Source organism: Neorhizobium tomejilense (assembly GCF_964254135.1).
GTDB classification, from domain to species: domain Bacteria; phylum Pseudomonadota; class Alphaproteobacteria; order Rhizobiales; family Rhizobiaceae; genus Neorhizobium; species Neorhizobium tomejilense.
In genome coordinates, this window is the sequence record NZ_CAXUSO020000001.1 from 640673 (window position 1) to 665740 (window position 25068).

Annotated in this window: 31 protein-coding genes; 18 read left to right on the top strand and 13 right to left on the bottom strand. The window is 61.7% G+C overall.

What is annotated here, in order from left to right:
- Positions 1-73: 73 nt before the first annotated feature.
- The 3 genes from ACSQ3G_RS03285 to ACSQ3G_RS03295 all read right to left on the bottom strand — a co-directional run bounded on the left by ACSQ3G_RS03285 (position 74) and on the right by ACSQ3G_RS03295 (position 2857).
- Positions 74-2182: a S9 family peptidase gene (locus tag ACSQ3G_RS03285; RefSeq protein WP_436109034.1), complete on the bottom strand. Its 2109-nt coding sequence runs from the start codon at positions 2180-2182 to the stop codon at positions 74-76.
- Positions 2183-2375: 193 nt separating this feature from the next.
- Positions 2376-2627, bottom strand: coding sequence for a hypothetical protein (locus tag ACSQ3G_RS03290; RefSeq protein WP_436109035.1), 252 nt, complete (start codon positions 2625-2627; stop codon positions 2376-2378).
- A gap of 8 nt (positions 2628-2635) precedes the next feature.
- Positions 2636-2857 (bottom strand): type II toxin-antitoxin system HicB family antitoxin, encoded by a 222-nt coding sequence (locus tag ACSQ3G_RS03295; protein WP_436109036.1) that lies wholly within the window; start codon positions 2855-2857, stop codon positions 2636-2638.
- Between the two features lie 107 nt (positions 2858-2964).
- On the opposite strand from ACSQ3G_RS03295, the gene ACSQ3G_RS03300 reads away from it, so the two are divergent.
- Positions 2965-3357 (top strand): DUF930 domain-containing protein, encoded by a 393-nt coding sequence (locus ACSQ3G_RS03300; protein ID WP_436109037.1) that lies wholly within the window; start codon positions 2965-2967, stop codon positions 3355-3357.
- Between the two features lie 2 nt (positions 3358-3359).
- Here the strand turns inward: ACSQ3G_RS03300 and ACSQ3G_RS03305 are convergent, their stop codons facing one another.
- Positions 3360-4520, bottom strand: a complete 1161-nt coding sequence (locus ACSQ3G_RS03305; protein WP_436109038.1) for an AI-2E family transporter — start codon at positions 4518-4520, stop codon at positions 3360-3362.
- A gap of 87 nt (positions 4521-4607) precedes the next feature.
- Complete coding sequence (locus ACSQ3G_RS03310) at positions 4608-5471, bottom strand: VOC family protein (RefSeq protein WP_436109039.1); 864 nt, start codon at positions 5469-5471, stop codon at positions 4608-4610.
- A gap of 196 nt (positions 5472-5667) precedes the next feature.
- On the opposite strand from ACSQ3G_RS03310, the gene ACSQ3G_RS03315 reads away from it, so the two are divergent.
- The 6 genes from ACSQ3G_RS03315 to ACSQ3G_RS03340 all read left to right on the top strand — a co-directional run bounded on the left by ACSQ3G_RS03315 (position 5668) and on the right by ACSQ3G_RS03340 (position 8502).
- Complete coding sequence (locus ACSQ3G_RS03315; protein WP_436109040.1) at positions 5668-6078, top strand: universal stress protein; 411 nt, start codon at positions 5668-5670, stop codon at positions 6076-6078.
- A 14-nt stretch (positions 6079-6092) separates the two neighbouring features.
- On the top strand, positions 6093-6425 hold the full coding sequence (locus ACSQ3G_RS03320; RefSeq protein ID WP_105405111.1) for a TraR/DksA family transcriptional regulator: 333 nt from the start codon (positions 6093-6095) through the stop codon (positions 6423-6425).
- 85 nt (positions 6426-6510) lie between these two features.
- A complete protein-coding gene (trhA, locus tag ACSQ3G_RS03325) occupies positions 6511-7176 on the top strand; it encodes a PAQR family membrane homeostasis protein TrhA (RefSeq protein WP_038584820.1) in 666 nt (221 codons plus the stop codon).
- Positions 7177-7387: 211 nt separating this feature from the next.
- Positions 7388-7891, top strand: coding sequence for a GNAT family N-acetyltransferase (locus tag ACSQ3G_RS03330; RefSeq protein ID WP_436109041.1), 504 nt, complete (start codon positions 7388-7390; stop codon positions 7889-7891).
- A gap of 51 nt (positions 7892-7942) precedes the next feature.
- Complete coding sequence (locus tag ACSQ3G_RS03335) at positions 7943-8206, top strand: type II toxin-antitoxin system ParD family antitoxin (RefSeq protein WP_436109042.1); 264 nt, start codon at positions 7943-7945, stop codon at positions 8204-8206.
- On the top strand, positions 8203-8502 hold the full coding sequence (locus tag ACSQ3G_RS03340) for a type II toxin-antitoxin system RelE/ParE family toxin (RefSeq protein WP_436109043.1): 300 nt from the start codon (positions 8203-8205) through the stop codon (positions 8500-8502). Before ACSQ3G_RS03335 ends, ACSQ3G_RS03340 begins: the two co-directional genes overlap by 4 nt.
- Before the next feature lie 3 nt (positions 8503-8505).
- Here the strand turns inward: ACSQ3G_RS03340 and ACSQ3G_RS03345 are convergent, their stop codons facing one another.
- Positions 8506-9138: a LysE family translocator gene (locus ACSQ3G_RS03345; RefSeq protein ID WP_105405107.1), complete on the bottom strand. Its 633-nt coding sequence runs from the start codon at positions 9136-9138 to the stop codon at positions 8506-8508.
- A gap of 176 nt (positions 9139-9314) precedes the next feature.
- Between ACSQ3G_RS03345 and ACSQ3G_RS03350 the strand changes: the two genes are divergently transcribed.
- Positions 9315-10217, top strand: a complete 903-nt coding sequence (locus ACSQ3G_RS03350) for a DMT family transporter (RefSeq protein ID WP_436109044.1) — start codon at positions 9315-9317, stop codon at positions 10215-10217.
- A 12-nt stretch (positions 10218-10229) separates the two neighbouring features.
- Here the strand turns inward: ACSQ3G_RS03350 and ACSQ3G_RS03355 are convergent, their stop codons facing one another.
- Positions 10230-10775 (bottom strand): MarR family winged helix-turn-helix transcriptional regulator, encoded by a 546-nt coding sequence (locus ACSQ3G_RS03355; RefSeq protein WP_436109045.1) that lies wholly within the window; start codon positions 10773-10775, stop codon positions 10230-10232.
- A 92-nt stretch (positions 10776-10867) separates the two neighbouring features.
- On the opposite strand from ACSQ3G_RS03355, the gene ACSQ3G_RS03360 reads away from it, so the two are divergent.
- On the top strand, positions 10868-11830 hold the full coding sequence (locus ACSQ3G_RS03360) for a DMT family transporter (protein WP_436109046.1): 963 nt from the start codon (positions 10868-10870) through the stop codon (positions 11828-11830).
- Between the two features lie 55 nt (positions 11831-11885).
- Here the strand turns inward: ACSQ3G_RS03360 and ACSQ3G_RS03365 are convergent, their stop codons facing one another.
- Entirely contained in the window at positions 11886-12452 is a 567-nt protein-coding gene (locus tag ACSQ3G_RS03365) for a TetR/AcrR family transcriptional regulator (protein WP_436109047.1), read from the bottom strand.
- 96 nt (positions 12453-12548) lie between these two features.
- Here ACSQ3G_RS03365 and ACSQ3G_RS03370 point away from each other — a divergent pair, with 96 nt between their 5' ends.
- Positions 12549-13475, top strand: coding sequence for an SDR family oxidoreductase (locus tag ACSQ3G_RS03370; protein ID WP_436109048.1), 927 nt, complete (start codon positions 12549-12551; stop codon positions 13473-13475).
- Here ACSQ3G_RS03370 and ACSQ3G_RS03375 read toward each other — a convergent pair whose 3' ends face one another.
- A complete protein-coding gene (locus ACSQ3G_RS03375; RefSeq protein ID WP_436109049.1) occupies positions 13476-14102 on the bottom strand; it encodes a DUF1062 domain-containing protein in 627 nt (208 codons plus the stop codon).
- Between the two features lie 430 nt (positions 14103-14532).
- Here ACSQ3G_RS03375 and ACSQ3G_RS03380 point away from each other — a divergent pair, with 430 nt between their 5' ends.
- The gene (locus ACSQ3G_RS03380) at positions 14533-14940 is read left to right on the top strand and encodes a (R)-mandelonitrile lyase (protein ID WP_038584852.1); all 408 of its coding nucleotides are present in this window, start codon (positions 14533-14535) and stop codon (positions 14938-14940) included.
- A gap of 3 nt (positions 14941-14943) precedes the next feature.
- Here the strand turns inward: ACSQ3G_RS03380 and ACSQ3G_RS03385 are convergent, their stop codons facing one another.
- Together ACSQ3G_RS03385 and ACSQ3G_RS03390 are read right to left on the bottom strand one after the other, a co-directional pair.
- Positions 14944-15369 carry a GFA family protein gene (locus tag ACSQ3G_RS03385; protein ID WP_105405100.1) on the bottom strand — a complete coding sequence of 142 codons (426 nt, stop codon included), beginning with the start codon at positions 15367-15369 and terminating at the stop codon, positions 14944-14946.
- The gene (locus tag ACSQ3G_RS03390) at positions 15366-16244 is read right to left on the bottom strand and encodes an NAD(P)-dependent oxidoreductase (protein ID WP_436109050.1); all 879 of its coding nucleotides are present in this window, start codon (positions 16242-16244) and stop codon (positions 15366-15368) included. The genes ACSQ3G_RS03385 and ACSQ3G_RS03390 overlap by 4 nt, the downstream gene beginning before the upstream one ends.
- 110 nt (positions 16245-16354) lie before the next feature.
- On the opposite strand from ACSQ3G_RS03390, the gene ACSQ3G_RS03395 reads away from it, so the two are divergent.
- The 4 genes from ACSQ3G_RS03395 to ACSQ3G_RS03410 all read left to right on the top strand — a co-directional run bounded on the left by ACSQ3G_RS03395 (position 16355) and on the right by ACSQ3G_RS03410 (position 19119).
- On the top strand, positions 16355-16723 hold the full coding sequence (locus ACSQ3G_RS03395; RefSeq protein WP_436109051.1) for a winged helix-turn-helix transcriptional regulator: 369 nt from the start codon (positions 16355-16357) through the stop codon (positions 16721-16723).
- A gap of 91 nt (positions 16724-16814) precedes the next feature.
- Positions 16815-17684 (top strand): aldose 1-epimerase family protein, encoded by an 870-nt coding sequence (locus ACSQ3G_RS03400; RefSeq protein WP_436109052.1) that lies wholly within the window; start codon positions 16815-16817, stop codon positions 17682-17684.
- A 149-nt stretch (positions 17685-17833) separates the two neighbouring features.
- Positions 17834-18220: a VOC family protein gene (locus tag ACSQ3G_RS03405; RefSeq protein WP_436109053.1), complete on the top strand. Its 387-nt coding sequence runs from the start codon at positions 17834-17836 to the stop codon at positions 18218-18220.
- A 107-nt stretch (positions 18221-18327) separates the two neighbouring features.
- Positions 18328-19119, top strand: a complete 792-nt coding sequence (locus ACSQ3G_RS03410) for a hypothetical protein (protein WP_436109054.1) — start codon at positions 18328-18330, stop codon at positions 19117-19119.
- Between the two features lie 78 nt (positions 19120-19197).
- Here the strand turns inward: ACSQ3G_RS03410 and msrB are convergent, their stop codons facing one another.
- Positions 19198-19608, bottom strand: a complete 411-nt coding sequence (gene msrB / locus ACSQ3G_RS03415) for a peptide-methionine (R)-S-oxide reductase MsrB (RefSeq protein WP_105432358.1) — start codon at positions 19606-19608, stop codon at positions 19198-19200.
- A gap of 720 nt (positions 19609-20328) precedes the next feature.
- On the opposite strand from msrB, the gene ACSQ3G_RS03420 reads away from it, so the two are divergent.
- Positions 20329-20562, top strand: coding sequence for a hypothetical protein (locus ACSQ3G_RS03420; RefSeq protein WP_436109055.1), 234 nt, complete (start codon positions 20329-20331; stop codon positions 20560-20562).
- Positions 20563-21254: 692 nt separating this feature from the next.
- On the opposite strand, the gene ACSQ3G_RS03425 is transcribed toward ACSQ3G_RS03420, so the two are convergent.
- On the bottom strand, positions 21255-21446 hold the full coding sequence (locus ACSQ3G_RS03425; protein WP_436109056.1) for a hypothetical protein: 192 nt from the start codon (positions 21444-21446) through the stop codon (positions 21255-21257).
- Positions 21447-21621: 175 nt separating this feature from the next.
- Here ACSQ3G_RS03425 and ACSQ3G_RS03430 point away from each other — a divergent pair, with 175 nt between their 5' ends.
- Entirely contained in the window at positions 21622-22062 is a 441-nt protein-coding gene (locus ACSQ3G_RS03430; protein WP_436109057.1) for a hypothetical protein, read from the top strand.
- A 450-nt stretch (positions 22063-22512) separates the two neighbouring features.
- On the top strand, positions 22513-24867 hold the full coding sequence (locus tag ACSQ3G_RS03435) for a putative monovalent cation/H+ antiporter subunit A (RefSeq protein WP_436109058.1): 2355 nt from the start codon (positions 22513-22515) through the stop codon (positions 24865-24867).
- Positions 24868-25068 lie beyond the last annotated feature (201 nt).

Below are 25068 nucleotides of genomic sequence, written 5' to 3' on the forward strand. Positions count from 1 at the left end.
CGCTAGCAATCCTTATGTTCCGGAGTTGCCGGACATGCTTTCAGGAACACGGCACACCCTCGCTGGCAGACCTCTACACCTTCCCCGCCACCTTGATCGCAAACGCATATTCGAAGGCGATCTCTTCCAGCCGCTGGAAGCGTCCCGATTTGCCGCCATGCCCGGCTGCCATGTTGGTCTTCAAGAGGATCGGTGCGCTGCCGGTAGAAAATTCGCGGACCTTCGCAACCCACTTGGTCGGTTCCCAGTAGGTGACGCGCGGGTCTGTCAGGCCGGAAATGGCAAGGATCGGCGGATAGGGTTTCGCCTCGACATTGTCGTAAGGCGAGTAGGCGGCGATCCACTGGTATTCTTCGAGGCTTTCGATCGGGTTGCCCCATTCCGGCCATTCCGGTGGGGTGAGCGGCAGCGTGTCGTCGAGCATGGTGTTGAGCACATCGACAAAGGGTACGGCGGCAATGATGCCGGCGAATTTTTCCGGCGCCATGTTGGCGATGCCGCCCATCAGCATGCCGCCGGCCGAACCGCCTTCGGCGATGATGTTATCGTAGGAGGTAAAGCCCTGGGCCACCAGATGGTCGGCGGCGGCGATGAAGTCCTTGAACGTGTTTTCCTTGAATTCCATCTTGCCGGTTTCGTACCAGGCGAACCCCTTGTCCTTGCCGCCGCGGATATGGGCGATGGCATAAACGAAGCCGCGATCGGCGAGCGACAGGTTGTTGGTCGAGAACCCGGCCGGAATGGTGATCCCGTAGGCGCCGTAGCCGTAAAGCAGGCAGGGGGCCGAGCCATCGAGCGGCGTATCTTTCCGGTAGAGCAGCGAGACCGGCACCAACTCGCCGTCATGCGCCGGCGCCATCACCCGGCGGGTGACGTAGTCGTCGGGATTGTGGCCCGACGGCACTTCCTGGGTCTTCAGAAGCACCCGCTCGCGGGTCCTCATGTCGTAGTCGTAGAGCTGGCTCGGCGTCGTCATCGACGAATAGGAAAAGCGGATGACGTCGCTGTCATATTCGGCGGCACCCTGCAGGCCGAGCGAATAGGCCTCTTCCGCAAAGGCGATCGCATGTTCCTCGCCGGTCGTCCGGTCGCGGATGATGATCTGCGGCAGACCGTCCTTGCGCTGCAGCCACAGCAGATAACGGGCGAACGCCACGTGGCTGATGATCAGCCGGCCCGGCTCGTGCGGCACGACCTCGGTCCAGTTCTGCTTGCCCGGCGCCGTCACGGGCGTTTGGCAGATCTTGAAATCCTTGGCGTCGCCGTCATTGGTGAGGATATAGAAGACGTCGCCGCCTTCGGTCATCGAATATTCGATGCCTTCCTCACGTTCGGCGACCAGCGCCGGCTCGGCGGTCAGGTCCTTGGTCGAGAGCAGCCGGTATTCCGATGTCTCGTGGTCGTGGATGTCGATATAGATGAAGTCGTCGAGCAGCGATCCGCCGACGCCCATGAAGAAGCCCGGGTCCTCCTCCTCATAGACCAGGCGGTCTTCCGATTGCGGCTGGCCGACAATGTGGTGGAAGACTTTCGAGGGGCGGTGGTTCTCGTCCTGCAGCGTATAGAAGAAGCTCTTGCCGTCAGGCGCCCAGATGCCGCCGCCGCCGGTATTTTCGACCACGTCGGCAAGATCCTCTCCCGTCGCGAGGTCGCGGATGCGCAGGGTGAAATATTCCGAACCCTTGTCGTCATAACCCCAGATGCCGCGGGAATGGTCGCTTGCGTGGTCGATGCCGGAAAGCCGGAAATAATCCTTGCCTACCGCTTCCTTGTCGCCGTCGAGCAGGAGGTGCTTTTCGCCGCCATCGCGCGGCGTGCGAAAATAATGCGGCTGCTCGCCGCCGGTGACATAAAGCGTTCCGTAGGCAAAGGCCCCGTCCTTCATCGGCACGGAGCTGTCGTCTTCCTTGATGCGGCCGCGCATTTCGGCAAACAGCTTTTTCTGCAGCTCGGCCGTGTCGCCCATGGCCGCTTCCATATAGGCGTTCTCGGCCTCCAGATGTTTGCGGATTTCCGGATCGAGGAGCGACGGATCCTTGAACATCGCCTGCCAGCTATCGGCCCGGAACCAGGCATAGTTGTCGGTGCGGGTAATGCCGTGGCGGGTATCGGAGACCGGCTTCTTGGGCGCAACGGGAGCGGCGGGAAGATTGGCGAAAGGCGATAGGCGGGAGGTGGCCAAGGAAGCACTCCGGTTGTGAGGCGAGGAGTGCCAGAGATAGGGGGCGCTTAGGCGCTAGGCAAGCGGGGAAGGAACGAGTGTTATTTCTTCCTGTGAGGCAGCGAAGCGTCGCGCTCGTTCTGCCACCAGACAAATGCGGCAATCAGCAGCAATCCGGCAAGAGGAAGGAAGAGGAGGAAGATATCAATTGCGGTCATCTATCCAGCCCGTTCAGCAATCGTGTCGCCAGTGAATGTAAGCCGAGCCCGATCGCAAAGCAAATCATCATCCAGACGGAGATCCAGAGAACATCGAGCTTGGCCACCGGCAATTCTAGAGTAACGCGCGTAACCGGCGTGAATACGCCGATCAGAATGGCCCCGATCCCGATATTGTTCAGGAATGTAGCGCGCAATTTGATCTGTTCCTTTTTCGCGTCCGAAGACAGCCGGATTTCTTCGCTCATGATGAGGTTTAACCGAGTGTGGCCACTGTCGAGGGCGGTGGAATGTCGCGCCCCATATCCTGCGCTGCCTCGATCCAGCTTGCTATCGCGTCACCTACGTTGGAAATGGCTTCCTGCGGCGTCTCGCCGTCGCTCATACAGCCAGGAAGACCGGGAACGGTCGCCAGGAAACCGCCGCCATCTTCTGGAAGGAGCGGCGAGACGAGAACCGGGTAGGGCAGTTTGGTCATTGTTTACCCCTCAATCACATCATCCTATTTCCCGTTCTGGTAGGTGGTCAATCGCGTAACCGTCTCATAGTTTCCGCCCGTCCGAGTCATATTGGATAGGAAATGACATGATAAAAACCTGGTCACTCGCCGCACTGACCCTTCTTTTCGCGCTGCCGGCGCATGCGCTCGATGCCCGCATCGTCCGACAGCTCGATGCGCTCGCCCCGGACGAGCGACGCGAACAGCGCTGCGATATCGAGGCGATGGATCGCATCAAGCAGGACAACAAGGGCGAGTTCAAACCGGACAAGGTGATTGCCTACACGTTTGGCGATCCGATCGAGGCCGGCAATGCCATCCGTGCACCGGGTGCCGTTTTTCGCAGCGCCGGCGACTGGTACCGGCTCAAATACAAATGCGAGACCGGCGACGAAGGCCTGAAAGTGATGTCCTTCGACTACAAGATCGGCTCGAAGGTCCCGCGCGAGGAGTGGGAAAAATATTACCTCTACGAGTGAGGTCATCCTGGCAGGTGCGGCACGGTTTTCCGGTCGGGGAAAAGTTCGGTCAGCACCGTCATCATGATCAGCGAAAGCGGCAGGGCGAGCATCGCTCCGACGGCGCCCCACATCCAGGTCCAGAACAGGATGGCGATGAAGACGATGAAGGGATTGATCTCCCATTGCCGGCCCATGATCGCCGGGAAGAGCAGGTTCTCCATCGCAAGGTGGATGGTGAAGAAGATGATCGCCGGGATCAGGCCGAGGAACAGGGCGTCGTGGGTAAGAATGCCGGCGATCGCCACCGAAACGGTCATCAGGGTGATGCCGAGGAACGGGATGAAGCTCGAGACGAAGGCGAACAGGCCCCACAGGACCGGCATGGAAAGCCCGCCGAAATAGGCGATCAGCGCCATCACGACCCCGAGCCCCAGATAGAGAAGGCTGGCGGTCGCGAAATAATAACCGAGCACCTGGTCGATCGAGTTGAGCACCCGGATCGCCATCAGCCGCTGGCGGCGTGTCGGAAAGGCGAGAATGATGGTGCGCCGCAGCCGCACCCGGCCGTAGAGGAAGAGCAGCAGGGCCGCAAAGAAGATCATCCCCTGGATGATTGCCGGGGTCAGGTTGGCGGTGACGATGCCGAGGATGTTTCCGGAATTCTCGATCAGCGACTGCATCGACATCGGCCCCGTCTCGAATGTCGCAGGCGAGACGTTGATCCAATGCTGGCTTTCGAGGAACGGCTTGATGCGGTTGATGGTCCGCTCGATGAAACTGGGGCCTTCCTGGATCAGCGTCGCGACAGGTTCGGCGAGCGAATTGATGATCAGGAACAAGGCCGCGAAGACCAGCGTCGATAGGATGAAGGCAATGCCGAAACGGGGCACGCCTGCCTTGCCGAGGCGATCTGCGACCAGCCCGAGGATCAGGCCGACGACGATGGCGAGCGTCACGGGGATCAGGATCAGCGACATGTAATGGACGAGCGAGAAGAACACGATCGCGAAAATGCCGATCACCGCCCAGGCCATCGCCACGTCGAGCGCCTCGCGGCCGAGCGGCAGGTTCTCGGCGGCCTCGATATCTTCCGGGTGTAGGGCCGCCTCCTTGCGTTGCGCCGACATGTCCGTCAGGTGTTTCTTCAGCTTGCCATTGCCGCGCGCACTCATGATTGTCATGTCCAGAGGTCCCCGTGATCGCTCTCAACGCGAAAGCGGCGCTCCGGTTCCGGAACGCCGCTTGTCCGCAAACGGGGTTGGCTGCGCTCAGGCGGCGAGCGTCAGGCCGATGCCCCAAGGGTCCTTCAGCGACCAGCCGTCGGCGGTTTTGGTCGCGGCGATCTCCTGGGCATCGAGCGCCGTCAGCGCCCTGTCGAGCGCCGACTTGTCGTTGAACCGGACGGTGTAGTCCGAGAGCCCGGTCATATTGCCTTCGCGGGCCTGGGCGCCGCGGCTGTTCCAGATATTGGCGGCGATATGGTGGTGGTAGTCGCCGGTTGCAAAGAAGCTGGCGCCCGGATACCGCGCCATGATCTTCAGGCCCAGCACGTCCCGATAAAACGCATCTGCCTGCGGAATATCGCCGACCTGCAGATGGATGTGGCCGACGGCGGTGCCATCCGCCATGCCGTCAAAGGCGTGCTTCGGAGCGCTGTTGTAGAGTTCCTGGAGGTTCAGGCGCTCGGTCGCCATGGCGATCGTGCCGTCCGGCTGATAGGCCCATTCCTGCGGGGTTCGGTCGCGGTAGATCTCGATACCGTTGCCCTCGGGGTCGGACAGATAGATCGCTTCGCTGACGAGGTGGTCGGAAGCGCCCTCCAGCCGGATATTGTTATGGGCGGAATGGGCCAGCCAGTGAGCAAGCTCCTGCCGGTTCGGCACCAAGAAAGCGGTGTGGAACAGGCCGGCTGCATTGCGCGGCGCGCGGGCGACGTTTTTGCCGGTCGAAAGTGTCAGGAGCGGTTGGCCGCCGACGCCCAGAACCTCGCCGCTCGGGCTCTTCTCGATGACCTTCAGGCCGATAATATCCTGGTAGAAACCGGAAACCAGGGCCAGGTCGCTGACGACCAGATGCGCGCCGCGGACATGGGCGGGACGGGTCAGGGCAAAGGGCTGCGTGACATCGGACATATCGAAATCCTCTCTGACATCGGGCGGGTGAACGCCCTGTTGCAACCTATATGGCCCATGCTCATCGTTCACGAAAGAGCGCAAACTGGCGATTGATCGTCTCCAAATTGTAGACGATCAGGGGTGTTTGACCCTGATCAAGGCGGCTTTGGGCAGGCGACGCTACGATAGGCCGAAAGACGTGAAGGAAGATCGCATGTACAAAAAGATTATCGTCGCAGTGGATGTCTCCGCTCTGGAAAAGGGCGAGCGCATCCTACTTACCGCCGCGAACCTGCTCGACAAGGACGGCACGATCCTGATCGTCAACGTGGTCGAGGACATGCCCGCTTATCTCGTCTCCGAGTTGACCGTCGATCTGACCGTCGCAGCCCGTCAGGATGCCGAACGGCAACTCGTCGAGCTTCGCCGGAAAGCCGGCATCGAAGCCGATATCGAGATCCGCCAGGGCGCGCCGGCGCGCGAAATCCTGGCCGCTTCGGTGGATCAGGATGCCGACCTGATCATCGTCGCCTCGCATATCCCGGACCTCTCGAACTATCTGATCGGTGCCACCGCCGACCGCGTCGTGCGCCACGCCACGTGCTCGGTCCTCGTCGACCGCTGAGAAGGAACGGACCCATGGATACGACAAGATATGGCAGTGTTCTGAGGGCGAGAAAGGCGGAGCTGGAAAGCCGCCTGAACCGCATCGAACAGGATTTCGTCACGCCCCGCAACCCTGACGACGACGACCGTGCCGTCGAACGCAACAATGACGAGGTGCTGGAAGAGCTCGGCGAAACCGGCGAACGGGAGCTTGCGGCCATCGATGCGGCACTTCACCGCATCGCCGCCGGCACGTTCGGCATCTGCGCCAGATGCGGCCAGCCGATCGCCGAGAAGCGCCTCGATGCAGTGCCGCACACGCCCCTTTGCCAGACCTGCGCCGCCGAGGTGCCGGCCGAACTTTAACGCGGGAAATGGAATGTGAATCCTCCCTCTCTTGCCTTCCTCCCTGGTCATGCTCATTCTTAGATCCATGCAGGCGGAAGGTCGGATGAACGAGTTTTTCAATTTCGGGCGGAAATACGATTTTCACGAGATCGTCGCGGATGGCATCATCCACGGCGTCGGTATCGTGTTCGCGCTGGTCGGCGCCACCGCCTTGATCTTCTACGCGACCGTCTGGTCGAGTCATGGCGAAATCGCCGCCGCCTGGATCTATGGCCTCGGCCTGATCATCTGCCTGTCGATCTCTTTCACCTACAATATCTGGCCTCACTCGCGCACCAAATGGGTGCTGCGGCGGCTCGACCATTCGGCGATCTTCATCCTGATCGCCGCCACCTATACGCCGTTTCTGCAACGCGGCGCGCACGACCCCTGGATATTCGCCATGCTTCTGGCGATCTGGGCGACCGCCATTTTCGGCATCACGCTGAAATGCCTGTTTCCCGGCCGTTTCGACAAGCTGACGATCCTGCTCTACCTCGCGATGGGCTGGAGCGGCGTGATGGTGGCCGGGCCGATCTCGCAATATCTGCCGGCCGTCACCGTCTGGCTGATCGTCATCGGCGGCTTCATCTATTCGCTTGGGGTGATCTTCCACGTCTGGGAGCGGCTGCGGTTCCAGAACGCCATCTGGCACGGGTTCGTCGTCGCCGCCGCCGCCGTCCACTACGGCGCGGTGATGACCTGCTTCAGCCTCTCCGGCGGTTTTTGATCCGAGGTTCGGTTTATCGCGGGTAGGCGACCGGCTTCAGGCTCGCTACTCCCGCATTCCGTCGGCAAGCCAGGACCATCAGCAGATACCGCGCTTGCCCCTCCCGCATCGATTCCAATGAAGTTATCCAAAGAGCAGACCAGCAAATCTGGACTCGTCATTCGATCGTCTGATATAATGGACAAGCGAGTATCATGATGGACAAAACCTAATGACCGAACCCCTTGTACGCGACGCCACCGAAGCCGATCTCCCGACCGTCATGGAGATCTACAACGACGCCGTCGCCAACACGACGGCGATCTGGAACGACGTGCTGGTTGACCTTGAGAACCGCAAGGAATGGTTCTCTGCCCGCAAGGCCCGAGGTTTTCCGGTTCTGGTCGCGGACGTGAACGGCAAGGTCGCCGGTTACGCTTCCTACGGCGACTGGCGCGCCTTCGACGGGTTCCGCCACACGGTGGAGCATTCCGTCTATGTCCACCGCGATTTCCGCGGCGCCGGCATCGGCCGGCTGCTGATGCGGGACCTGATCGCCCGCGCCGCCGAGAACGGCATCCACGTCATGGTCGCCTGCATCGAGGCCGGAAACACCGCCTCGATCGGCCTGCACGAAAAACTCGGCTTCCGCACCGCCGGCACGTTTTCCGAAGTCGGCACCAAATTCGGCCGCTGGCTGGATCTGACCTGCATGGAGCTGAAGGTTCCGGGGTGACGTTGATAATAGTTATTGGTTTTGGTATTTTCCTGTGAACGGAGAAAGACTATGGCCAGTAGTGCAAATCTCGGACAGCATCTCGAAAGCTACGTCGACGAACTGGTGAAATCCGGACGCTACAATTCCCGTAGCGAAGTCCTTCGGGAAGGCGTGCGACTGGTCGAAGAGCGCGAGAAGCGGCTTGCGGCACTGGATGCAGCGTTGGCGGAAAGCATTGCCGATGCGGATGCCGGTCGAGTGATGTCCGGTGACGAAATGCTCGCTTACTTCGAGGCCAAGTATACAAAAATGATGGAAGACACGGGCGCGTGATCGTCGTTTTTTCGGCGAGGTTTCGCGCGGATCTTGACCGTATCTGGGCTTATGTCGCAGAGGACAATCCTCGACGCGCCATCAGCTTTGTTCGCGAAATTGTCGAACGCAGCAATAAGCTCTCCGAAATGCCTTTGAGGTTTCCGTTGATTGCTCGCTACGAGAGCACCGGTATCCGGCGCATGCCCTATAAAAATTATCTCATCTTCTACCGGGTCGGCGACAAGCGGATTGAAATGCTGCATGTGCTGAACGGTGCCCGGGACTACGAAGCCATTCTCTTCCCCGACGAATGATCCTCAGCTTCGCTGCAGCGCCAGATGCGCCCCCAGCCCGACAAGCAGCGCGCCTCCGGCCCGCTGCATCAGCCGCTGCGCCCCGCTCGAGCGTTTCAGCCGGGTGATCACAGCGCCGGCGAGGAACACGCAGACGATATCGGCAGACGAGAACATCAGGTTGACGATCGTGCCGAGGATCACGAACTGCAGCCAGATGGGGAAGGCGGCCGAGGCGTCGATGAACTGCGGCAGGAAGGCGAGGAAGAAGATCGCCGTCTTTGGATTGAGAACTTCCACCGTGATGCTTTCGAAAAACGCCCGCCGGCCGGATTTCTGGGCAATCTCCGGAAGTTCGAGATCGCCGGCCGCCTTGGCGCGGAACAGCGAGATGCCGAGCCAGACCAGATAGGCCGCGCCGGCCAGCTTCACCGCCAGGTAGAGCATAGGCACCGCATGGAACAGCACCGAAAGCCCGGCGGCTGCGGCGAACACATGCGCGTAACCGCCGATATGGATGCCGAGCGAGGCCATCAGGCCCGACCACCGCCCGCGCGCCAGCGTCTGGGCCGCGGCATAAATCATGGCCGGCCCGGGTATGTAGGCGAACACCACGGTGGTGGCGAGGAAGGCGAGAAACAGCTCGGTCGAGGGCATATCGTGTTCCTTGAGTGAGCCCGCATCATTGCAACAGGCGGTGCCCGCCCGCAAGTGCGCTCAGCCGCTGCCGTTCGAGCGGCGCAGTGTCGGACACTTCGATCAGCACCGAAGCATCCGCCCGTCGTCCTGACCTAGAACACCCGCATCGAAATGCGAACAGGCCAGGCGAGATCATGCCGAACACACCGAATATGACCAGGGAACTGGCGCTGCTTCTGGCGCTCTCCACGCTCTGGGGCGCTTCCTACACGTTCATCAAGATCGGCGTCGGGACCATCCCGCCGGTGACGCTGATCGCGCTGCGGACGCTGATCGCCGGAGCGGTGCTGCTCGCCGTCATCCGCTGGCGCGGCCTGAAGCTGCCGCGTGACGGCGGCACCTGGGCGCGCTTCCTGTTCCAGGCCTGCCTGAACAGCGCCATTCCCTTCACGCTGATCGCCTGGGCGGAACAGTCGACCGATGCCGGGCTTGCGGCGATCCTCAATTCCACCACGCCGATCTTCGCCTTCCTGATTACGGCATTGATCACCCGCCACGAGCCGGTGACGGTGCGAAAACTGTTCGGCGTCGGCGCGGGGCTGGTCGGCATCTGCATGGTGATCGGCGTCGAAGCGCTGTCGGGCCTCGGCGAGAGACTGGTGCCGCAGCTGGCGATCGTGCTGGCGACGGTGTGTTATGCCGGCGCGGCGATCTTCGGCAAGAACTTCAAGGGTCTCGACCCGATCATGCCGGCGGCGGGCTCGCTCGTCTGCGGCGCCGCGCTGCTGGTCCCGGCAAGCCTGATCGTCGACAAGCCCTGGACGCTTGAGCCCTCTATGGAATCGATCCTCGCGCTGGTGGCGCTCTCGGTGTTTTCGACGGCGCTCGCCTTCGTCATCTATTTCAGGCTGATGCAGACGCTCGGCTCGGTCGGCGCGACGTCGCAGGCCTATCTGCGGGTGCCCGTCGGGGTGGCGATCGGCGTCGTTTTCCTCGGCGAAAGCCTGCATCCGGGCGCATGGGCCGGCCTCGTCTGCGTCGTCGCAGGCGTTGCCGCCATGACCTTGCCGCCACGTCAAAAGCTCGTTTCCGTGTGAGCCCGCCTTGCGTCAATCCCCCGTCGGTTCTGGCGGTCCCGGCTGTGAAAGATGGGCCTCGACGGCAAGGTTCAGTTCCCGCAGCAGGTCCGCAAGCTGTGCCTTCTTCTCCGGATCGAAGCCCGCGATCGCCGCCGCCTCACTCGCCATGTCCTGCCGGAACGCGGCCTCCGCTCTGCCGATGCCCTTGTCGGTCAACTGTACGGAAAGGCTGCGGCCGTCGCTGTCGGACGGGACGCGCTTGATCAGGCCGGCCTTTTCCAGCCGGCCCAGACGGTGGGTGAGGCTGCCAGAGGCGATCATCAGCGACCGGTAGAGTTCCGTCGGCGTCAGCCGATGGGGCGGCCCGGAGCGCAGCAGCGTGCCCACGACATCGAATTCCCCGCGATCGAGCTGGAACGATGCGAATGTCGCCTCGATCGATGGCGTGACCAGCCGCGACAGGCGGTAGATGCGGCCGAGAATCTCCATCGGACCCGTGTCGAGATCCGGCAATTGCTTGGCCCACTGGGCCCGCGCCCGGTCGATGTGATCCTGCGTTTTTTGCGTCTGCGCCATTCCGATTCTCCGTCTCGATAAAACTATCTTGACATGAAGATAAATTGGGAGCAAATATCTTCATATGAAGATAAATCGGTAAGGAGCCGACCATGCCTTCGATCGCCGCAAGGAAGTCCTTTGAAATTCCGCTGATCGTGCAGATGCTTGCCTGTTCCTTCCTGTGGGGAGGCGCTTTCATTCTCCTGAAGCTGGCCGGCACCGCGCTCTCTCCGCTCGCCCTGACGGCGGTGAGGGGGCTGATGGGCGGCAGCCTGATCGCCATCTGGATGATCGTCTCCGGTCACAACATTCTCCCGCGTGGACGCGAAATGCGCGACTGGGTCGTCCTCGGCTTTTTGCAGGGCGTCGTGCCGAACAGCCTGACGGCCTATGCGCTGACGGAAATTTCGGCGGGCCTGACATCGATGATCCAGGCCTCCACGCCGCTCGTCGTCGCGGTTCTGGCGCAGGCGCTGTTTGCGAGCGAGCGGCTGACGCCGAAAGTGGCGCTCGGGCTTGCAACCGGCTTCGGCGGCATGGTCCTGCTGATCGGCCCGGCGGCGCTCGGTGCCGACAATGTCAGCCTTCGCGGCGTCGGCGCCGTGGCTATCGTGGCGGTCAGCTATGCGCTCGGCAATCTTTATGTGCGCGGCATTCCAGGTGCTCAGCCGGTCCGGCTGGCGCTGGGACAGCAGCTGTTTTCCGGCCTGCCGACCTTCGCGATGATGATCTATCTCGGCGGTCTTTCGGCCTTTGCTCCGGCGCTCGACAACCTGCCGCTGCTTCTCGTCCTCGGCGTGTTCGGAACGGCCCTGCCGATCGTTATCTACATGAACATCCTCAAGAAGGCGGGTCCGACCATCGGTTCGATGAACGGTTATTTCCTGCCGCCCTGGACGATTATCCTCGGTTTTGTCCTGCTGGGTGAACCCGTCAGCCTGGGAGAGGTCATCGCCACCGCGATCGTGCTTGCCGGTGTCGCGATCGTGTCGCTGAAGACGGAAATGCTATTGATAGCCTGCCGCAGGCTGGCTGCCATTCTTCGCCCGCGGCGCAGCGGCAAGATCGCCTGAACCGACAGCCTGAGCCGGAAGGTAAACGAAAGGCCCGGAAGATCCCGGGCCTTTTCTATTGTCCGGGCAGCACCGCTGCGACAAACGCTTCCAGGCTCCGGCGCACATGCGCGTCGATCGGCCCCGCGGGATTGAACCCCCACCAGAGAAGACAACCCTGCCACTGCGAGGCCATCAGCATGCCGATATTGTCCGGCCTACCGGGTGTCGATGCAAAACAGGCGGTGATCGCGGTGGAGATAACCTCGCCCCAGGCGCTGCCGCGGGCGCGCAGGCGCGGATCGCGAAAATCCTCCCGCAGCATCAGCAGGCCTTCGGCATAGGCTTCGATGCCGCCATAGTCTCCGGAAAGCGCGACGAGAATGTCCACGGCACCTTGAGGTGTCTTCGGCGCGGCGGCGATCGCCGCTTCCGTCTTGGCATCCAGATCGTCCCAGGCAAACAGCAGCGCGGCACGGGCAAGTTCTTCCTTGTTCCTGAAGCGCTGCACCAGCGTCGAGCCGGAAAGCCCGCACGCGGTGGCGAGCGAGGCGAAGGTCAGCGCCTCCGGGCCTTTTTCGTGCATCACCTTCAGTGCCGCCGCCAGGACGTCCCTGTCCGGCATGGTTTTTGGTCGTGCCATCTTGCCTCTCGAATTATAAACGAATAAACGTTTATATATTGCCTTGATTTGAAGCGCCAGTTCTAACCATACGGAACCGGAAGGGAAGGAGCAGTCATGTCGCACGTGTACAAAAAGCCGATCGAGGGAAAAATCGCGCTGGTGGCAGGCGCCACGCGGGGTGCCGGGCGGGGTATCGCGGTCGAGCTCGGGGCGGCCGGCGCCACCGTTTATGTCACCGGCCGAACGACGCGGCAGAAGCAGTCGGAATACCGGCGGCCGGAGACGATCGAGGATACCGCCGAGCTGGTAACGCAAGCCGGCGGCACGGGCATCGCGGTCCCCCTCGATCACCTCGTCTCGGAGGATGTCGCAGCGCTCGTCGAGCGCATCCGCGGGGAGCAGGGCCGGCTGGATATCCTTGTCAACGACATCTGGGGCGGGGAGCGGCTTTTCGAGTGGGACAAGCCGGTCTGGGAGCACGACCTCGAAAAGGGCCTCCGTATGCTGCGTCTGGCGATCGACACGCACCTGATCACCGCGCATCATGCCCTGAAGCTGATGGTCGAAAAGCCGGGCGGCCTGCTGGTCGAGGTCACCGACGGCACGGCCGAATACAATGCCGAACACTACCGCCTCTCGCCCTTCTACGATCTTTGCAAGACCGCGATCACCCGGCTCGCCTGGGCGCATGGCAAGGATCTGGAAAAGGTGGGCAGCACCTCCGTGTCGATCACCCCCGGCTGGCTGCGCTCCGAAATGATGCTCGATATCTATCAGGTGACCGAGGAGAACTGGCGGGATGCGCTCGTCGCCCAGCCGCATTTCTGCATTTCGGAAACCCCGCGCTTCATCGGGCGGGCGGTGACAGCCCTTGCCGCCGATCCGGACCGGGCGCGCTGGAACGGCCGGTCGCTGTCGAGCGGCGGCCTCGCCAAGGTCTATGAATTCGATGACGTCGACGGCTCGCGGCCGGATTGCTGGCGCTACATGAAAGAAGTGCAGGAGCCCGGCAAGCCGGCTGACGCCACGGGTTATCGCTGATCAGCCGCCCGTCGCCGCCCTTCCTATCGCAAGCCGCTCGGCCTCGTCGCGCAGGTCGAGCGTGATCAGGGTGCCGTCGCGGATGCCGCGTTTCAAGGCATCCTTCCGCTCCGGCGCGACCTGGATCTCGCCCGTCTCGAAAAGCGCCTGCAGCCGGCTGCGCGACAGCGGCAGTTCCGCCGAAAGCAGCCGGTCGAGCCGCAGGCTGGCGGGGCAGGGCAGGGCGAGCGTGATCGCGATCCGCCACCAATCCGCATCGTGGCGCAGCACCGCCTTGCGGGTCTCGATGTCGTCGCTTTCCTCGATGCGTCCGGCCTTGGCCTTCAGCGCCTGCGCGTCGAATTCGATGCGGGCCACGAAGTCCGGCGTGCTCGCCTGCATCGCGTCGAGCATGGCAGGGTCGATTGCCCGGATGGTCTGCCGCTCGAAGATCGGCCGGTTCCAGGTGCCGTCGCAGGCGATGCATCTGTAGATGAGCCAGGCATCGAGCCGCTTGCCATTGGCATTGAGGCGGATGCGGCCGCTGGAGCGGAACGGTCTCGATAACCCGCAGCCGCTGCAGGCAAGGATCGGCCGGGGTGGAGTTTTAGGGGTTGCAGTCCATTCGAGATGGAGGATGTCGCACATGCCGTTTTGATCTTCCGGTCAGGAAGTTCATGCGGGAAACGGCACTGAAGAAGCCCTCTTAAGGGCGCACACGGTGTGGCGAAGGTCCGGACTGTGGGAGATAAGCGTCGGAGGCCTTAGTCGGACGGTTCAGGGCAGCACGAGGCCGCACTGGCACGATCAATGCCAAACCGGTCTCAAGCCGCCACCCCGATGAACAGTGTTCCCACGCGGGCAAGCGTCATCGCTCTTCCACACATGGGAGGGTGAACCTGTCGAGACCGGGGATTACTTAGGCAAACTGAACCTCAAAGGCCGACGCTCTTCGACGGAAAGGCATAAACGTGCGAAAATCGAAGTCAAGAATTTTTGGACATCACGCCGCGCCCGTTGTGACCTATATGACCTGACCCATATGAAATGTAACCAGTCGTTCAGCGAGGATCGAACCATGGACATCAAGCGCAGCGGATCGCAGCCTTCGAAGGCCCCGCCCCAATATTTCACCGGCACCGTCCGGCTGGATCCGATCGTCGAGGCGCCGGAGCCGGCCCGGGTCCGCGCCCTTTCGGTCACCTTCGAGCCGGGTGCGCGCACCGACTGGCACACCCACCCGCTCGGCCAGACGCTGCTCGTCACGGCCGGCGCTGGCCTCGCCCAGGTCTGGGGCGAGCCGGTCCGGGCCATCCGGCCCGGCGACGTGATCTGGTTCCCGCCCGGCGAAAAACACTGGCACGGCGCATCCCCGACCACCGCCATGACCCATATCGCCATCCAGGAAGCGCTGAACGGCAGCACGGCGGAATGGCTGGGGGCGGTGACGGACGATCAATATGCAGGCGAGGTCGCGAAGGACTGAGCCCTATTCGACGAGCCGGATTTCTGCGTCCGGTTCGTACCAGCCATGGCGCCGGCGCGACCAGAAGATCGCGGCCGGCGGCGCGAAATCCGGCTCGCCGAAACAGCCGACCGAAACGACGATCCCGTTCTCCAGCACCTCCGCCTCCATGTAGACCAGCGTGCCGCAATTCGGGCAGAAGACCTGGTCCATCCACCGGCCCTCGTCGGTGATCCGCCGGAAGCGCCGCCGCTCGCCTCCGTCGGCGACGATAGCCTGCTTGCGATAACGGGCCCGATAGGAAAACGCCGATCCTGTCGCCTTCTGGCATTCGAGGCAGGCGCAGGCATAGACCCGCTCCGGCGCGCCCGCGAGGGTGAGCCGGAAGTTGCCGCAGGAACAGGCGGCGGTGCGGGTGGTCTCTCCCTGCCGGTTTTCCGCCTCGGTCATTTGGTCTCCATGAAGCGCGCCAGCGCCGCGAAGTCGTCCTCGGCGTGGCCGTTCCGGATGGCCGCCTCGAAAAGGCTGCCGAAGGCGTTCGCAATCACCGGGTTGATGCCGCGCTCCGTGTTGATTTCCACGAGATGCTGGAAGGCCACATTATGGACTGCGATCGTCGCGAGGGTTTCCTCGTCGCCCCGGTCGCGCCCGTCCCGCACCCGCTGCCTCAGATCCTGTTCCGCCCCATCGATGACGGGTTGGGAAAGCTTTAGATAGTTCGCGTAGATTTCGGGATCGATATTTTCGGCCTTGGTGATGGCGAGCGCCTGGAGCGTACCGAACAGCGTGCCCCACATCTGGCCGAGAAGGGCGCTGTCGAGCGCGGAGGCGGCCCCGAAATCCTCGCTGACGAAAGCGGATTTCCCGCCGAGCCCGGCAAACACCCTTTCGTGCTGCCTGTAATGGGCGCCCGACCCGCTGTAGAGGATCAGCGTCTCCGGTTCGCCGATGAAATTCGGCGTGGCCATGATCGCCCCGTCGAGATAGGCGATGCCGTGTTCGGCCGCCCAGGCGCCGGTGTCGCGCGCCGTCTTCGGCGAACCGGAGGTGAGCTGCACGAGCAGCTTGCCCTTCAGCGCCTCGGTGACATCCGGCTTCCTCAGCTGCGCATCGGAAGCGGGATAGTCGAGCAGGTTGACGAAAACGATCTCCGCTCCGGCCGCCGCCCGTTCGGGTGTCGTTTCCGGTCGTGCCCCAAAAGCGCCGAGCGCCTGCGCCTTTTCCGCCGTGCGGTTCCAGACATGCACCTCGTGGCCGTTTTTCGCGAGCGTACGAACAAGTGCCGTTCCCATTCGGCCGGCGCCGAGAAACCCTATTGTGGTCATCGCATCGAACTCCAATATGTGAGACGGCATTTTGATAACGCCTCTGGCCGGAGGCGGTAAATTACGCACCTTCGGGTAAGCGGTTACTCTGCAGTAAGGGGAGAACGGGAATGAAACGCTTGCCGGACGACGATTGCGGTTTTGCCAGCGCCCTCAACGTGATCGGTGGAAAGTGGAAGACCGACATCCTTTGGGAGATCAACATCGAGCCCCGCCGCTTCGGGGAGCTGAAGCGCATACTCTCAGGTGTCAGCGAAAAGGTGCTCGCCCAGCAGCTTCGCGAGATGGAGGCGGACGGTCTCATTCGCCGCGAAGTGTTTGCGGAGAAGGTGCAGCGGGTGGAATATTCCGCCACCGATTTCGGCCGCAGCCTCAACCACGCCGTGACGGTGATGGCGGAGTGGGGCAAGGCCTACGAGGTCCGCATGGCGGAGAAGGCCGAACAGGAGCGCAGGCCCGTCCTGGCGATGCGGGCCTGAGGCTCGAAAAGGTTTCGCGCGTCATTGAACGGAAACGTCTGGCGCGCAAAGATGAGGGCATGATTCCGAACCGGAACCAGAAGGAGCCGCCATGTCAGACGTCACCCGCATCTCCAACCAGTACCTGACCGTCGACATCTCCTCGCTAGGCTCCGAGATGCAGGCGCTGACAGCCGCCGATGGCCGCTCGTTTCTCTGGAATGGCGATGCCGCCTTCTGGAACGGCCGGTCGCCGGTTCTCTTCCCGATGGTCGGCAAGGCGCCGGAAAACCGGATCAGCGTCGATGGCAAGCCATATGAGATGGGCCAGCACGGGTTTGCCCGCCGCAGCAAATTCACGCTCGCCTCGTCGAGCAGGACCATGTGCCGCTACGAGCTCGGCGCCTCGGATGCGACACGCGCGGTCTATCCGTTCGAATTCCTGCTGGCGGTCGAGCATTCGCTGGAGGGCCGGACGCTGACGGTCGCGGCCGAAGTCGAGAACCGCGACCAAAAACCGATGCCCTTCGGCCTTGGGTTCCACCCGGCCTTTGCCTGGCCGATTCCCGGAGCGGCGGACAAGGCCCACAAAATCACCCTCGACAACGGCGCCGAACCGGCTTTGACGCGGCTGGAAGGTGGGCTGGTCAGCCCGGAAAAGCTGCCGTCGCCCTTCAAGGCCGGCAGCCTGACCCTCGACCATGCGATGTTCGAGGCGGATGCGATGATCTTCCCGGAAGGGGCTGGCGATGGGCTGACCTATGCCGCCGAAGGCGGTCCCGCCCTGAAATTTTCCTTCGAGAACCTGCCGAACCTGGCGCTCTGGCAGAAACCCGGCGCCCCCTTCATCTGCATCGAACCCTGGCACGGCACCGCGGCCGAACTCGGCGGCTCGGACGACCTGGCGAAACGTCCCTACGGCGTGGCCCTTGCTGCCGGGCAAAAGGCCCGCTTCGCCTTCACGGTGGAACTGCCGGTCTAGCATACAGGGTATCCCGGCTTCCCGAGGCCCCGCATTCGGTTTATGACTACCGTCGGCATTCCTGGGTGCAGTTGCCGCCCGGGATCATCGTCTACGACAAGGACCCGGCCTGACGTCAGGCGGTCCCGCGATTGCTGTTGGAGGAGAGCATGGCCGCGTCGCTTCGCATAAACCACCTGTCCATCATGGTCCGGGACCTGACCCGCAGCGCCGAATTCTATCACCGCGTCCTGCGCCTGCCGGAAATCGAGTGCAAGGCCCGCAAGCCGAATATCCGCTGGTTCGGCATCGGCGACAGCCAATCGATCCACCTGATCGAAGGCGATTTCGGCCAAACCTACGTCACCATGTCGACCCATCTCTGCATCGCCGTGACAGACCTCGACGCCACGGTCGCCCACATCGCCGCAACCGGCACGAAATACGGCGATCTGGCCAGAAACGAAGGCCGGATCTACACCCGTGCCGACGGCGTCCGGTCCGTCTACCTGCAGGATCCGGACGGCTACTGGCTCGAGATCAGCGACGATTATTGAACTGCCGCAATACTCGCGCGAATGCGCGAATGTCATGAATTTACAGCCCAAGGTTGGCGCAAGGCTTGGATGCTTCTCTTCGGGGAATATTTTCGGGGAGAATAATCATGACCACCACTATTGCATCCACATCCTATTACAACGCGGCCACTCGACATGCAGGTTCCAATGGCGCGGGTCTTGCCAAGGCCGACGATCCCTATGGGGACGCCGTCGGAGACCAGGGTTCGGCGCGCGGGGCCGGCAAGGCATCGGCAACCGCCGATGGTGCGCAGGCCGATGGCGGCGCTTCGACGGTGACCATCAATTTCATGGGCAAGGTCGTCAACGCGATTGTCCTCGACCGTTCGAACCTCAAGGCGATCAACGTCGCCGAATTGCCGGAAGACGAGTACCAGCAATTCATGGAGGGAGCGCGGCGGCGCATGGAGGCGAACAAGAGCTACCTCGAAAGCCAGTATACCGAGCGGTCCTTCCCGGACTATTCGAACGATCCGCGCATGAAGACCTATGCGACAATCACCATCGCAGGCAGGGTCGTCGCCACCATCGACAATCAGGGCGTTGTGACGACTGCGAGCGATGCGATGGGCGAACGCATCACCAAACTGCTGGCGGCCGGTCTGCCCGACGAGGCTAACATCCCCGGCGGTCCGGCAAATGCGCAATACAGGGCCGAGAAGATCGCCGAATTGCTGGGCGGCCGGATCGTCAAGGCTTCCACCGCGATGACGCAGCGGCAATACAATGCCATGCCGCCATTCGAAGGACCGACGATCACCATCGACTACGAGGGCATGAAGAACGACCCCTTGTCCGCGCAGATCGACCGCATGGCCGAGAATTATGCGGAGACGGAGAAAAAGCGGGCGGAATATCTGGCTCGGCAGCAGGCGTGAAAATCTTTTCCAAATGGACGGAGCCTCGAGCGGCCCGCCCATTTGGAAATTATAGCCTGATGGTCGAGAACATCAGATTCACTTCATCGCCTCGAAATCCATTGCATGGCCGTTGATGCAGTAGCGCAGGCCGGTCGGCGGGGGGCCGTCGGGGAAGACGTGGCCGAGATGGCCGCCGCAATTGCTGCAGCGGACTTCGGTGCGCACCATGCCGTGCGACACGTCGCGGATTTCGGTGATCGCTTCCGGATTCACCGCCTCGAAATAGCTCGGCCAGCCGCAACCGGAATCGAACTTGGTGTCGGAGACGAACAGCGGCTCGTGGCAGGCGGCGCAGCTGTAGAGGCCCTTTTCATGGCTGTTCCAGAAGGGCCCGGTAAAGGCGCGTTCGGTGCCGGCCTGCCGCAGGATGCGGTACTGCTCGGGCGTCAAGATCTCGCGCCATTCCGCATCGGTCTTCTGGATTTTCGGGGTGATGACATCGGACATCGCAAGGTTCCTTTCGTTTCCCCATAGATAGGCATCGAGGCGGCGAAGGAAAAGTCCGCGATTGGAGAGCGGATGCGGGCATGGCTGTTTCGGGGCCTTAGCGGACGAAGCACTCCGTTGGATCAAAGCCAGTTGGACACGAGCAGAGGTAGAGCTAGGAGCATCCCGACCGGCGTCGCCATTCCGAACAGAAGGAATAAAGCGACCGACGCAACACCCCAACACCACCAGAATATACGAAATCTCCGTGTCATAAGCCCCGCTGCGCAGAGCGCCAAATTGAGCAAGAAAAAGGTCAAACCAATTGCAAATCCTCTGATTCCTAACACCATCAGGGCATGCGGAATGATCCCTAGCAGTATGGCTGTCACTACAAGAGCTGGGGCTTTCTCGGACAATTTTTGCATTGCATTGCCTTCTGGCATGGCGCTCGTCATCCCCGATGAAATGCACATTGTCGTGCCAGTTGCGCCCACTCTTCCCGGAAAGTGTTAATGTCCGGTGTGGGGCGCCTTGTTGCCCTAGCATCCGGACCGAAATGCTGGTTTCCGCGGGCCTGCTTCTGGTGTCACATCGTCGAAAGCGGACGCGATGTTCCAATCTATCGCCGCACATTGACGAGGGGATTTTTCACCACAATAAGGTCAAGCCGAAAAAATGTGGTAAGCGCCAGCCTAACAACAATATAAGCGCCAGCCAAACAACAGCAGGAGTGAAACAGTGAGCGAACCGACCGTAGCAGATGCAACAATCCGCATTTATGAATCGCTCCAGGCGAACAATGCCGACATCGACGTGCATATCGCGGCTCTCAAGGCGGCGATGGCCCGAGCGGGTTTGAAAGAGGCCGTATTCGACCCGGCTAAGCTCGTGCAGAACAACCGTTCTGGCAGGAAGCTGATGCAGGCCTACTTTCGGCAGCGCGGCGTGACGGTGAAATTCTCGGCTGAGTGACGCCTTCTTATGATGTATGATGCCGAACCGTTGCTTAAGCATAGGCCAAGCACCAGCCGGGAGCGCGAACCCAACATAGCTCGGCCGGTCGCAGAATAAGCAGTTTTGCGACGCCAGCAATGTCCGCTCATGGTGCAAAGTTGCCGCCACCATTTGATGATCGGACGCAGTGGGATCACAAAGCTAGGTCCAAAAACTAGAACATCCTTCTCCCGTAGAGGCGCGTGCAGTGGCTACGCGCCATGTGCAAAAACGTCGGATGCTGATTTTTGGCGAACTCATTTATCGAGAATACACCGTAGACCTTCCCATTTGCACCGACCACTATCGGGGGATTCAGTGCAAACTTATTGCAGACGCTCGTGTCCGACGTTTCATCTGCGTACTCGGAATAAATATTGTTGATTGAGGTACTCGATGTTTCGCCCCCGTACTTCCCCGACGTGTTGCCGACAGAATCGGGTTCTTTGTTTAGGCAGTTCATGCATCCGAGATAAGTCGTCCGATCCCCACCGCCGTAAATGCTGAAGTCATTTAGACCGGCACCTGAAGCTGACGCTATCAGTGCGATGGAAATCGTTACACTGGTTAGAACGGACATATTGCCTCCAATTCATCGGAAGCTAGCCGACAAGCTGCACCGAAACAACGAGCTCTTGCCCGCTATTTCGGCCGGGGCGGAGGGGCCGAGCTTAGAAGGCTTCGGGGAAAATCGCCGCTGTTGCCGTCCCAAGGATGAGCGCGAGCATTATCGCCATCAGTCCGATCGTGCCTGTCCTGTCCCCCATGTTGAAGCTGCCGAACAATAGGTGTCGCGAGACAATTCCCGCGAATGCAACGAGCATCACGAATGCAAGCAATGCTACCTTCTGGCCGATCGTCATGTTGCTCCCCATCCGCACCACCACATCGTGACTAGATGATGTTAATGAATGCCCTATCCTGTGGCCAAGGCGGGAACCGACGGAGCCGTTCTGATGTGCCAAGGTTGGCAACGACATCCTCCACCGAACATGGCAGGAGCAGGAGGAGACACTAAGGGAAACCTGGAGACTAGGAATGATTGCACCTGATGACCTAGCCGGCCTGCGAGGCATTCCGGAGATAGATGCAATTTTAAAGCGGGCTTCAGCTCTTCCGCTTAATGATTCAATCTACCAGATCTTCCGATCACGAAACGTCTTGGGGCGACACGAGTGGAAGGCAGGCATGACCGATCCTCGGCCGTACGTCTTCCATGAGAGCCCGCTATTCTGTTGGATGAAGATCGCAAATCCGGGCGCTACAGATGGTGAAATCGTCGAAGGCTTTGAACTCACGATCCGTTTAGAGCAGGCTTATGGTCGCTGCGTGGAAGAGATCACTCATCGAGTCGGTAAACACGTTCCAATCACGACGAGAGAGTCGATGGTTGTCCAATTGTTGCAGAACAGATTTCCTATGTTTAGTGAGAAGACGGTCCAGACGCTCAGTCAGGATGGGCTGAGAGCGGACCGCTGAGACTACTCACGGTCGCATCACCTTAGGGTACTGGCCTGAGCATGTATCGAAAGCCAGTCAAAAGAGATCCAGCGCAATGATAGGCGCGTTGCGATAGTCCCGATGGGGTACGATGAGCGAGTTTCTAGATTTCCTAGGGAATTTACTAAGCGGGATTTTTTCCGGGGCGCCAGCGAAGTCGCGGTGGCTCCGGCGGGTGGAGCAGGCCTTTGCCGTCGCAGTGATAGCATTGGCCGCTCTGGTCCTTTACCGGATCTACACGGAGCTATGACCGCCAATGGCGCGAAGGCGCCCCTTTAAGCGCTGATCGCCCTTGCCATCGAATTCCCGAAAACGCGCGTTTCTGTGTGTTTCGTCCGGTTCCGCTTGAGGCGAGGCCAGGTTTCCCATAGAAAATCACTTGCCTCCGAACGGTCGGGCGGTGTGGGGCTTCTGAAGCGTGGAGATGACATGGCTGCCAATGCGCCGGCGTTGACGTTCTTCGCACTCTTCCTTCCCTTCCTCGCTTCCGTTCTGGCGCCTGTCCTCACCCGCTTTCTGGGCGACAAGGCCGCCTGGGTTTTGGCACTGGCCCCGGCGCTCGCATTTGCGCATTTCTGCACCTTCCTGCCCGAAATCGCCGCCGGCGAGGTGGTGACCGGGGGGTATGCCTGGGCGCCGAGCTTCAACCTCTCCTTCTCCTGGTTCCTCGATGGCCTGTCGCTCACCTTCGCGCTTCTCATCACCGGCATCGGCACCCTGATCGTCCTTTATTCCGGCGGATACATGAAGGGGCATGAGGGGCAGGGGCGCTTCATGGCCTTCATCCTCGCCTTCATGGGCGCCATGCTCGGCCTCGTGGTCTCCGACAGTTTTCTGATGTTGTTCGTCTATTGGGAGCTGACCTCGATCACCTCCTTCCTGCTGATCGGCTTCGATCACGAGCGGGAGGCGGCGCGGCGTGCAGCACTTCAGGCGCTGGTGGTCACCGGCGGCGGCGGGCTCTGCCTGCTCGCCGGCCTCGTCTTCCTCTGGAACATAACCGGCGTCACCCAGCTTTCGCTGCTCGTGCATCTCGGCGACGGGCTGCGCCAGAGCCCGTTCTATCTTGCAACCCTGCTGCTGGTGCTTGCCGGCGCCTTCACCAAGTCGGCGCAGTTTCCGTTCCATTTCTGGCTGCCGAACGCCATGGAAGCGCCGACGCCTGTCTCGGCCTACCTGCATTCGGCGACCATGGTGAAAGCCGGCGTCTATCTGCTGATGCGGCTGAACCCGGTCATGGGGGATACGCCCGCCTGGGTGATCCTGCTGCCCTTCTTCGGCGGTATCACGCTGATTGCCGGCACGTTCCTCGCCGTCCGCCAGACGGACCTGAAGCTGATGCTCGCCTATACGACCATGGCCTCGCTCGGTCTCCTGGTCATGCTGACCGGCTTCGGTTCGGCTCATGCGGTCGAGGCGGCGGTGCTTTATCTCGTCGCCCATTCGCTGTTCAAGGGCGCGCTGTTCATGGTCGCCGGCACGGTGGATCATGAGGCCGGCACCCGCGACGTCACCAAGCTCGGGGGCCTGCGCGCCGCCATGCCGGTCACCTTCGGCGCGGCGCTTTTGGCGGCGCTCTCGATGGGCGGCCTGCCGCTGTTCTTCGGTTTCCTCGCCAAGGAGGAGATCTATGCGGCACTCGCCGCCGGCAATCCACGCGCCGTGTTTTTCACCGGCCTCGCCGTCATCGGCAATGCGCTGATGTTCGCGATTGGCTTCGCCGTGGCGCTGAAACCCTTTCTCGGTCCCCATGTCGAGACGCCGAAACATGCCCACGAAGGACCAATGACGCTCTGGCTGGGCCCGGTGGTTCTCTCGGTGCTCGGCCTGGCTGCCGCACTCTTTTCCGGGCTGGCCCATCGTTACATCTCCTCGCCGATGGCAAGCGCGGTCACCGACCAGAAGATCGTCATCGACATTTCGACGGTGCCGCATCTGGGCCTGCCGCTGCTTCTGTCGGTGATCACCGTGTTGCTCGGCGCGCTCGCCTTCTGGCGGCTGACGGACCTTCGGGCCTTCATGGTGCGGGCGGTGGAAAGCCTTGGCCCCGGACCGGACCGAGGTTTCGATCATGTCGTCTCCGGCCTGGTGCGGTTATCCGTCGCCGTCACCCGTCTCGTCCAGCCGGGTCGGCTGGAAATCTACATCACCGCCACCTTCATCCTGCTGGCCGTGACGCTGCTCGTCCCGCCCTTCCTGTTCGGCGAACTGCCGGCGATGCCCGCCTGGCCGGAAGAGCTATTGGTCCAGGAAGCGGCGTTCTTCGCAATCGCGGTGATCGGCCTCATCGCCGTGCTGCGCGCAAAAGACCGGCTGACGGCGATCGTCTCGCTCGGCATCCAGGGTTTTGCCGTCGCGGTCATCTTCCTGCTGTTCGGCGCACCGGACCTGTCGTTCACCCAGTTCATGGTCGAGACCCTGTCGGTCGTCATCCTCGCGCTGGTGATGACGCGGCTGCGGCTCACCCCGCGGGATCATCGGCCCCTGGGACAGTCGCTCTTCGACGGCATGGTTGCGGTCGCCTGCGGCCTCGGCTTCACGCTGCTGCTTTTGAAATCGACGCAGGCGCCGTTCGACACGGTGCTCACCGATTTTTTCAACACCTATTCCAAGACCGTCGCCCACGGCGCCAACGTCGTCAACGTCATCATCGTCGACTTCCGCGGCACGGATACGCTGGGCGAGATCGCGGTGGTGATGGTGACCGCGCTCGCGGTCCTGGCACTGATCCGGGTGAGGGCGGGCAAAAAGGTTGCGGACGACAAAATGGAGACGCGGCGTTGACGGGTGTGGCTTACCCCCCTCTGCCCTGCCGGGCATCTCCCCCTCAAGGGGGGAGATCGACTCGCGGTGAGATTTCGGCCATCTCAAACGTTGCGGCTAGAGCGATGCCCGTGCGCCCAGCCGATCTCCCCACCCGAGGGGGAGATGCCCGGCAGGGCCGAGGGGGGCTTGCAGGGTTCGACCTGCGAAGGGAACGGACCT

Excerpts from the sequence above, each read along its gene's own strand:
- ACSQ3G_RS03425 (WP_436109056.1), bottom strand. The coding sequence starts at position 21,446 with ATGACGATCGGCCAGAAGGTAGCATTGCTTGCATTCGTGATGCTCGTT.
- ACSQ3G_RS03410 (WP_436109054.1), top strand. The coding sequence starts at position 18,328 with ATGACCACCACTATTGCATCCACATCCTATTACAACGCGGCCACTCGA.
- ACSQ3G_RS03370 (WP_436109048.1), top strand. The coding sequence starts at position 12,549 with ATGTCGCACGTGTACAAAAAGCCGATCGAGGGAAAAATCGCGCTGGTG.
- ACSQ3G_RS03385 (WP_105405100.1), bottom strand. The coding sequence starts at position 15,369 with ATGACCGAGGCGGAAAACCGGCAGGGAGAGACCACCCGCACCGCCGCC.
- ACSQ3G_RS03330 (WP_436109041.1), top strand. The coding sequence starts at position 7,388 with ATGACCGAACCCCTTGTACGCGACGCCACCGAAGCCGATCTCCCGACC.
- ACSQ3G_RS03400 (WP_436109052.1), top strand. The coding sequence starts at position 16,815 with ATGTCAGACGTCACCCGCATCTCCAACCAGTACCTGACCGTCGACATC.
- ACSQ3G_RS03290 (WP_436109035.1), bottom strand. The coding sequence starts at position 2,627 with ATGAGCGAAGAAATCCGGCTGTCTTCGGACGCGAAAAAGGAACAGATC.
- ACSQ3G_RS03345 (WP_105405107.1), bottom strand. The coding sequence starts at position 9,138 with ATGCCCTCGACCGAGCTGTTTCTCGCCTTCCTCGCCACCACCGTGGTG.
- ACSQ3G_RS03310 (WP_436109039.1), bottom strand. The coding sequence starts at position 5,471 with ATGTCCGATGTCACGCAGCCCTTTGCCCTGACCCGTCCCGCCCATGTC.
- ACSQ3G_RS03435 (WP_436109058.1), top strand. The coding sequence starts at position 22,513 with ATGGCTGCCAATGCGCCGGCGTTGACGTTCTTCGCACTCTTCCTTCCC.
- ACSQ3G_RS03395 (WP_436109051.1), top strand. The coding sequence starts at position 16,355 with ATGAAACGCTTGCCGGACGACGATTGCGGTTTTGCCAGCGCCCTCAAC.
- ACSQ3G_RS03380 (WP_038584852.1), top strand. The coding sequence starts at position 14,533 with ATGGACATCAAGCGCAGCGGATCGCAGCCTTCGAAGGCCCCGCCCCAA.
- ACSQ3G_RS03355 (WP_436109045.1), bottom strand. The coding sequence starts at position 10,775 with ATGGCGCAGACGCAAAAAACGCAGGATCACATCGACCGGGCGCGGGCC.
- ACSQ3G_RS03315 (WP_436109040.1), top strand. The coding sequence starts at position 5,668 with ATGTACAAAAAGATTATCGTCGCAGTGGATGTCTCCGCTCTGGAAAAG.
- ACSQ3G_RS03375 (WP_436109049.1), bottom strand. The coding sequence starts at position 14,102 with ATGTGCGACATCCTCCATCTCGAATGGACTGCAACCCCTAAAACTCCA.
- trhA (WP_038584820.1), top strand. The coding sequence starts at position 6,511 with ATGAACGAGTTTTTCAATTTCGGGCGGAAATACGATTTTCACGAGATC.
- ACSQ3G_RS03390 (WP_436109050.1), bottom strand. The coding sequence starts at position 16,244 with ATGACCACAATAGGGTTTCTCGGCGCCGGCCGAATGGGAACGGCACTT.
- ACSQ3G_RS03335 (WP_436109042.1), top strand. The coding sequence starts at position 7,943 with ATGGCCAGTAGTGCAAATCTCGGACAGCATCTCGAAAGCTACGTCGAC.
- msrB (WP_105432358.1), bottom strand. The coding sequence starts at position 19,608 with ATGTCCGATGTCATCACCCCGAAAATCCAGAAGACCGATGCGGAATGG.
- ACSQ3G_RS03305 (WP_436109038.1), bottom strand. The coding sequence starts at position 4,520 with ATGACAATCATGAGTGCGCGCGGCAATGGCAAGCTGAAGAAACACCTG.
- ACSQ3G_RS03295 (WP_436109036.1), bottom strand. The coding sequence starts at position 2,857 with ATGACCAAACTGCCCTACCCGGTTCTCGTCTCGCCGCTCCTTCCAGAA.
- ACSQ3G_RS03300 (WP_436109037.1), top strand. The coding sequence starts at position 2,965 with ATGATAAAAACCTGGTCACTCGCCGCACTGACCCTTCTTTTCGCGCTG.
- ACSQ3G_RS03360 (WP_436109046.1), top strand. The coding sequence starts at position 10,868 with ATGCCTTCGATCGCCGCAAGGAAGTCCTTTGAAATTCCGCTGATCGTG.
- ACSQ3G_RS03430 (WP_436109057.1), top strand. The coding sequence starts at position 21,622 with ATGATTGCACCTGATGACCTAGCCGGCCTGCGAGGCATTCCGGAGATA.
- ACSQ3G_RS03365 (WP_436109047.1), bottom strand. The coding sequence starts at position 12,452 with ATGGCACGACCAAAAACCATGCCGGACAGGGACGTCCTGGCGGCGGCA.
- ACSQ3G_RS03405 (WP_436109053.1), top strand. The coding sequence starts at position 17,834 with ATGGCCGCGTCGCTTCGCATAAACCACCTGTCCATCATGGTCCGGGAC.
- ACSQ3G_RS03320 (WP_105405111.1), top strand. The coding sequence starts at position 6,093 with ATGGATACGACAAGATATGGCAGTGTTCTGAGGGCGAGAAAGGCGGAG.
- ACSQ3G_RS03350 (WP_436109044.1), top strand. The coding sequence starts at position 9,315 with ATGCCGAACACACCGAATATGACCAGGGAACTGGCGCTGCTTCTGGCG.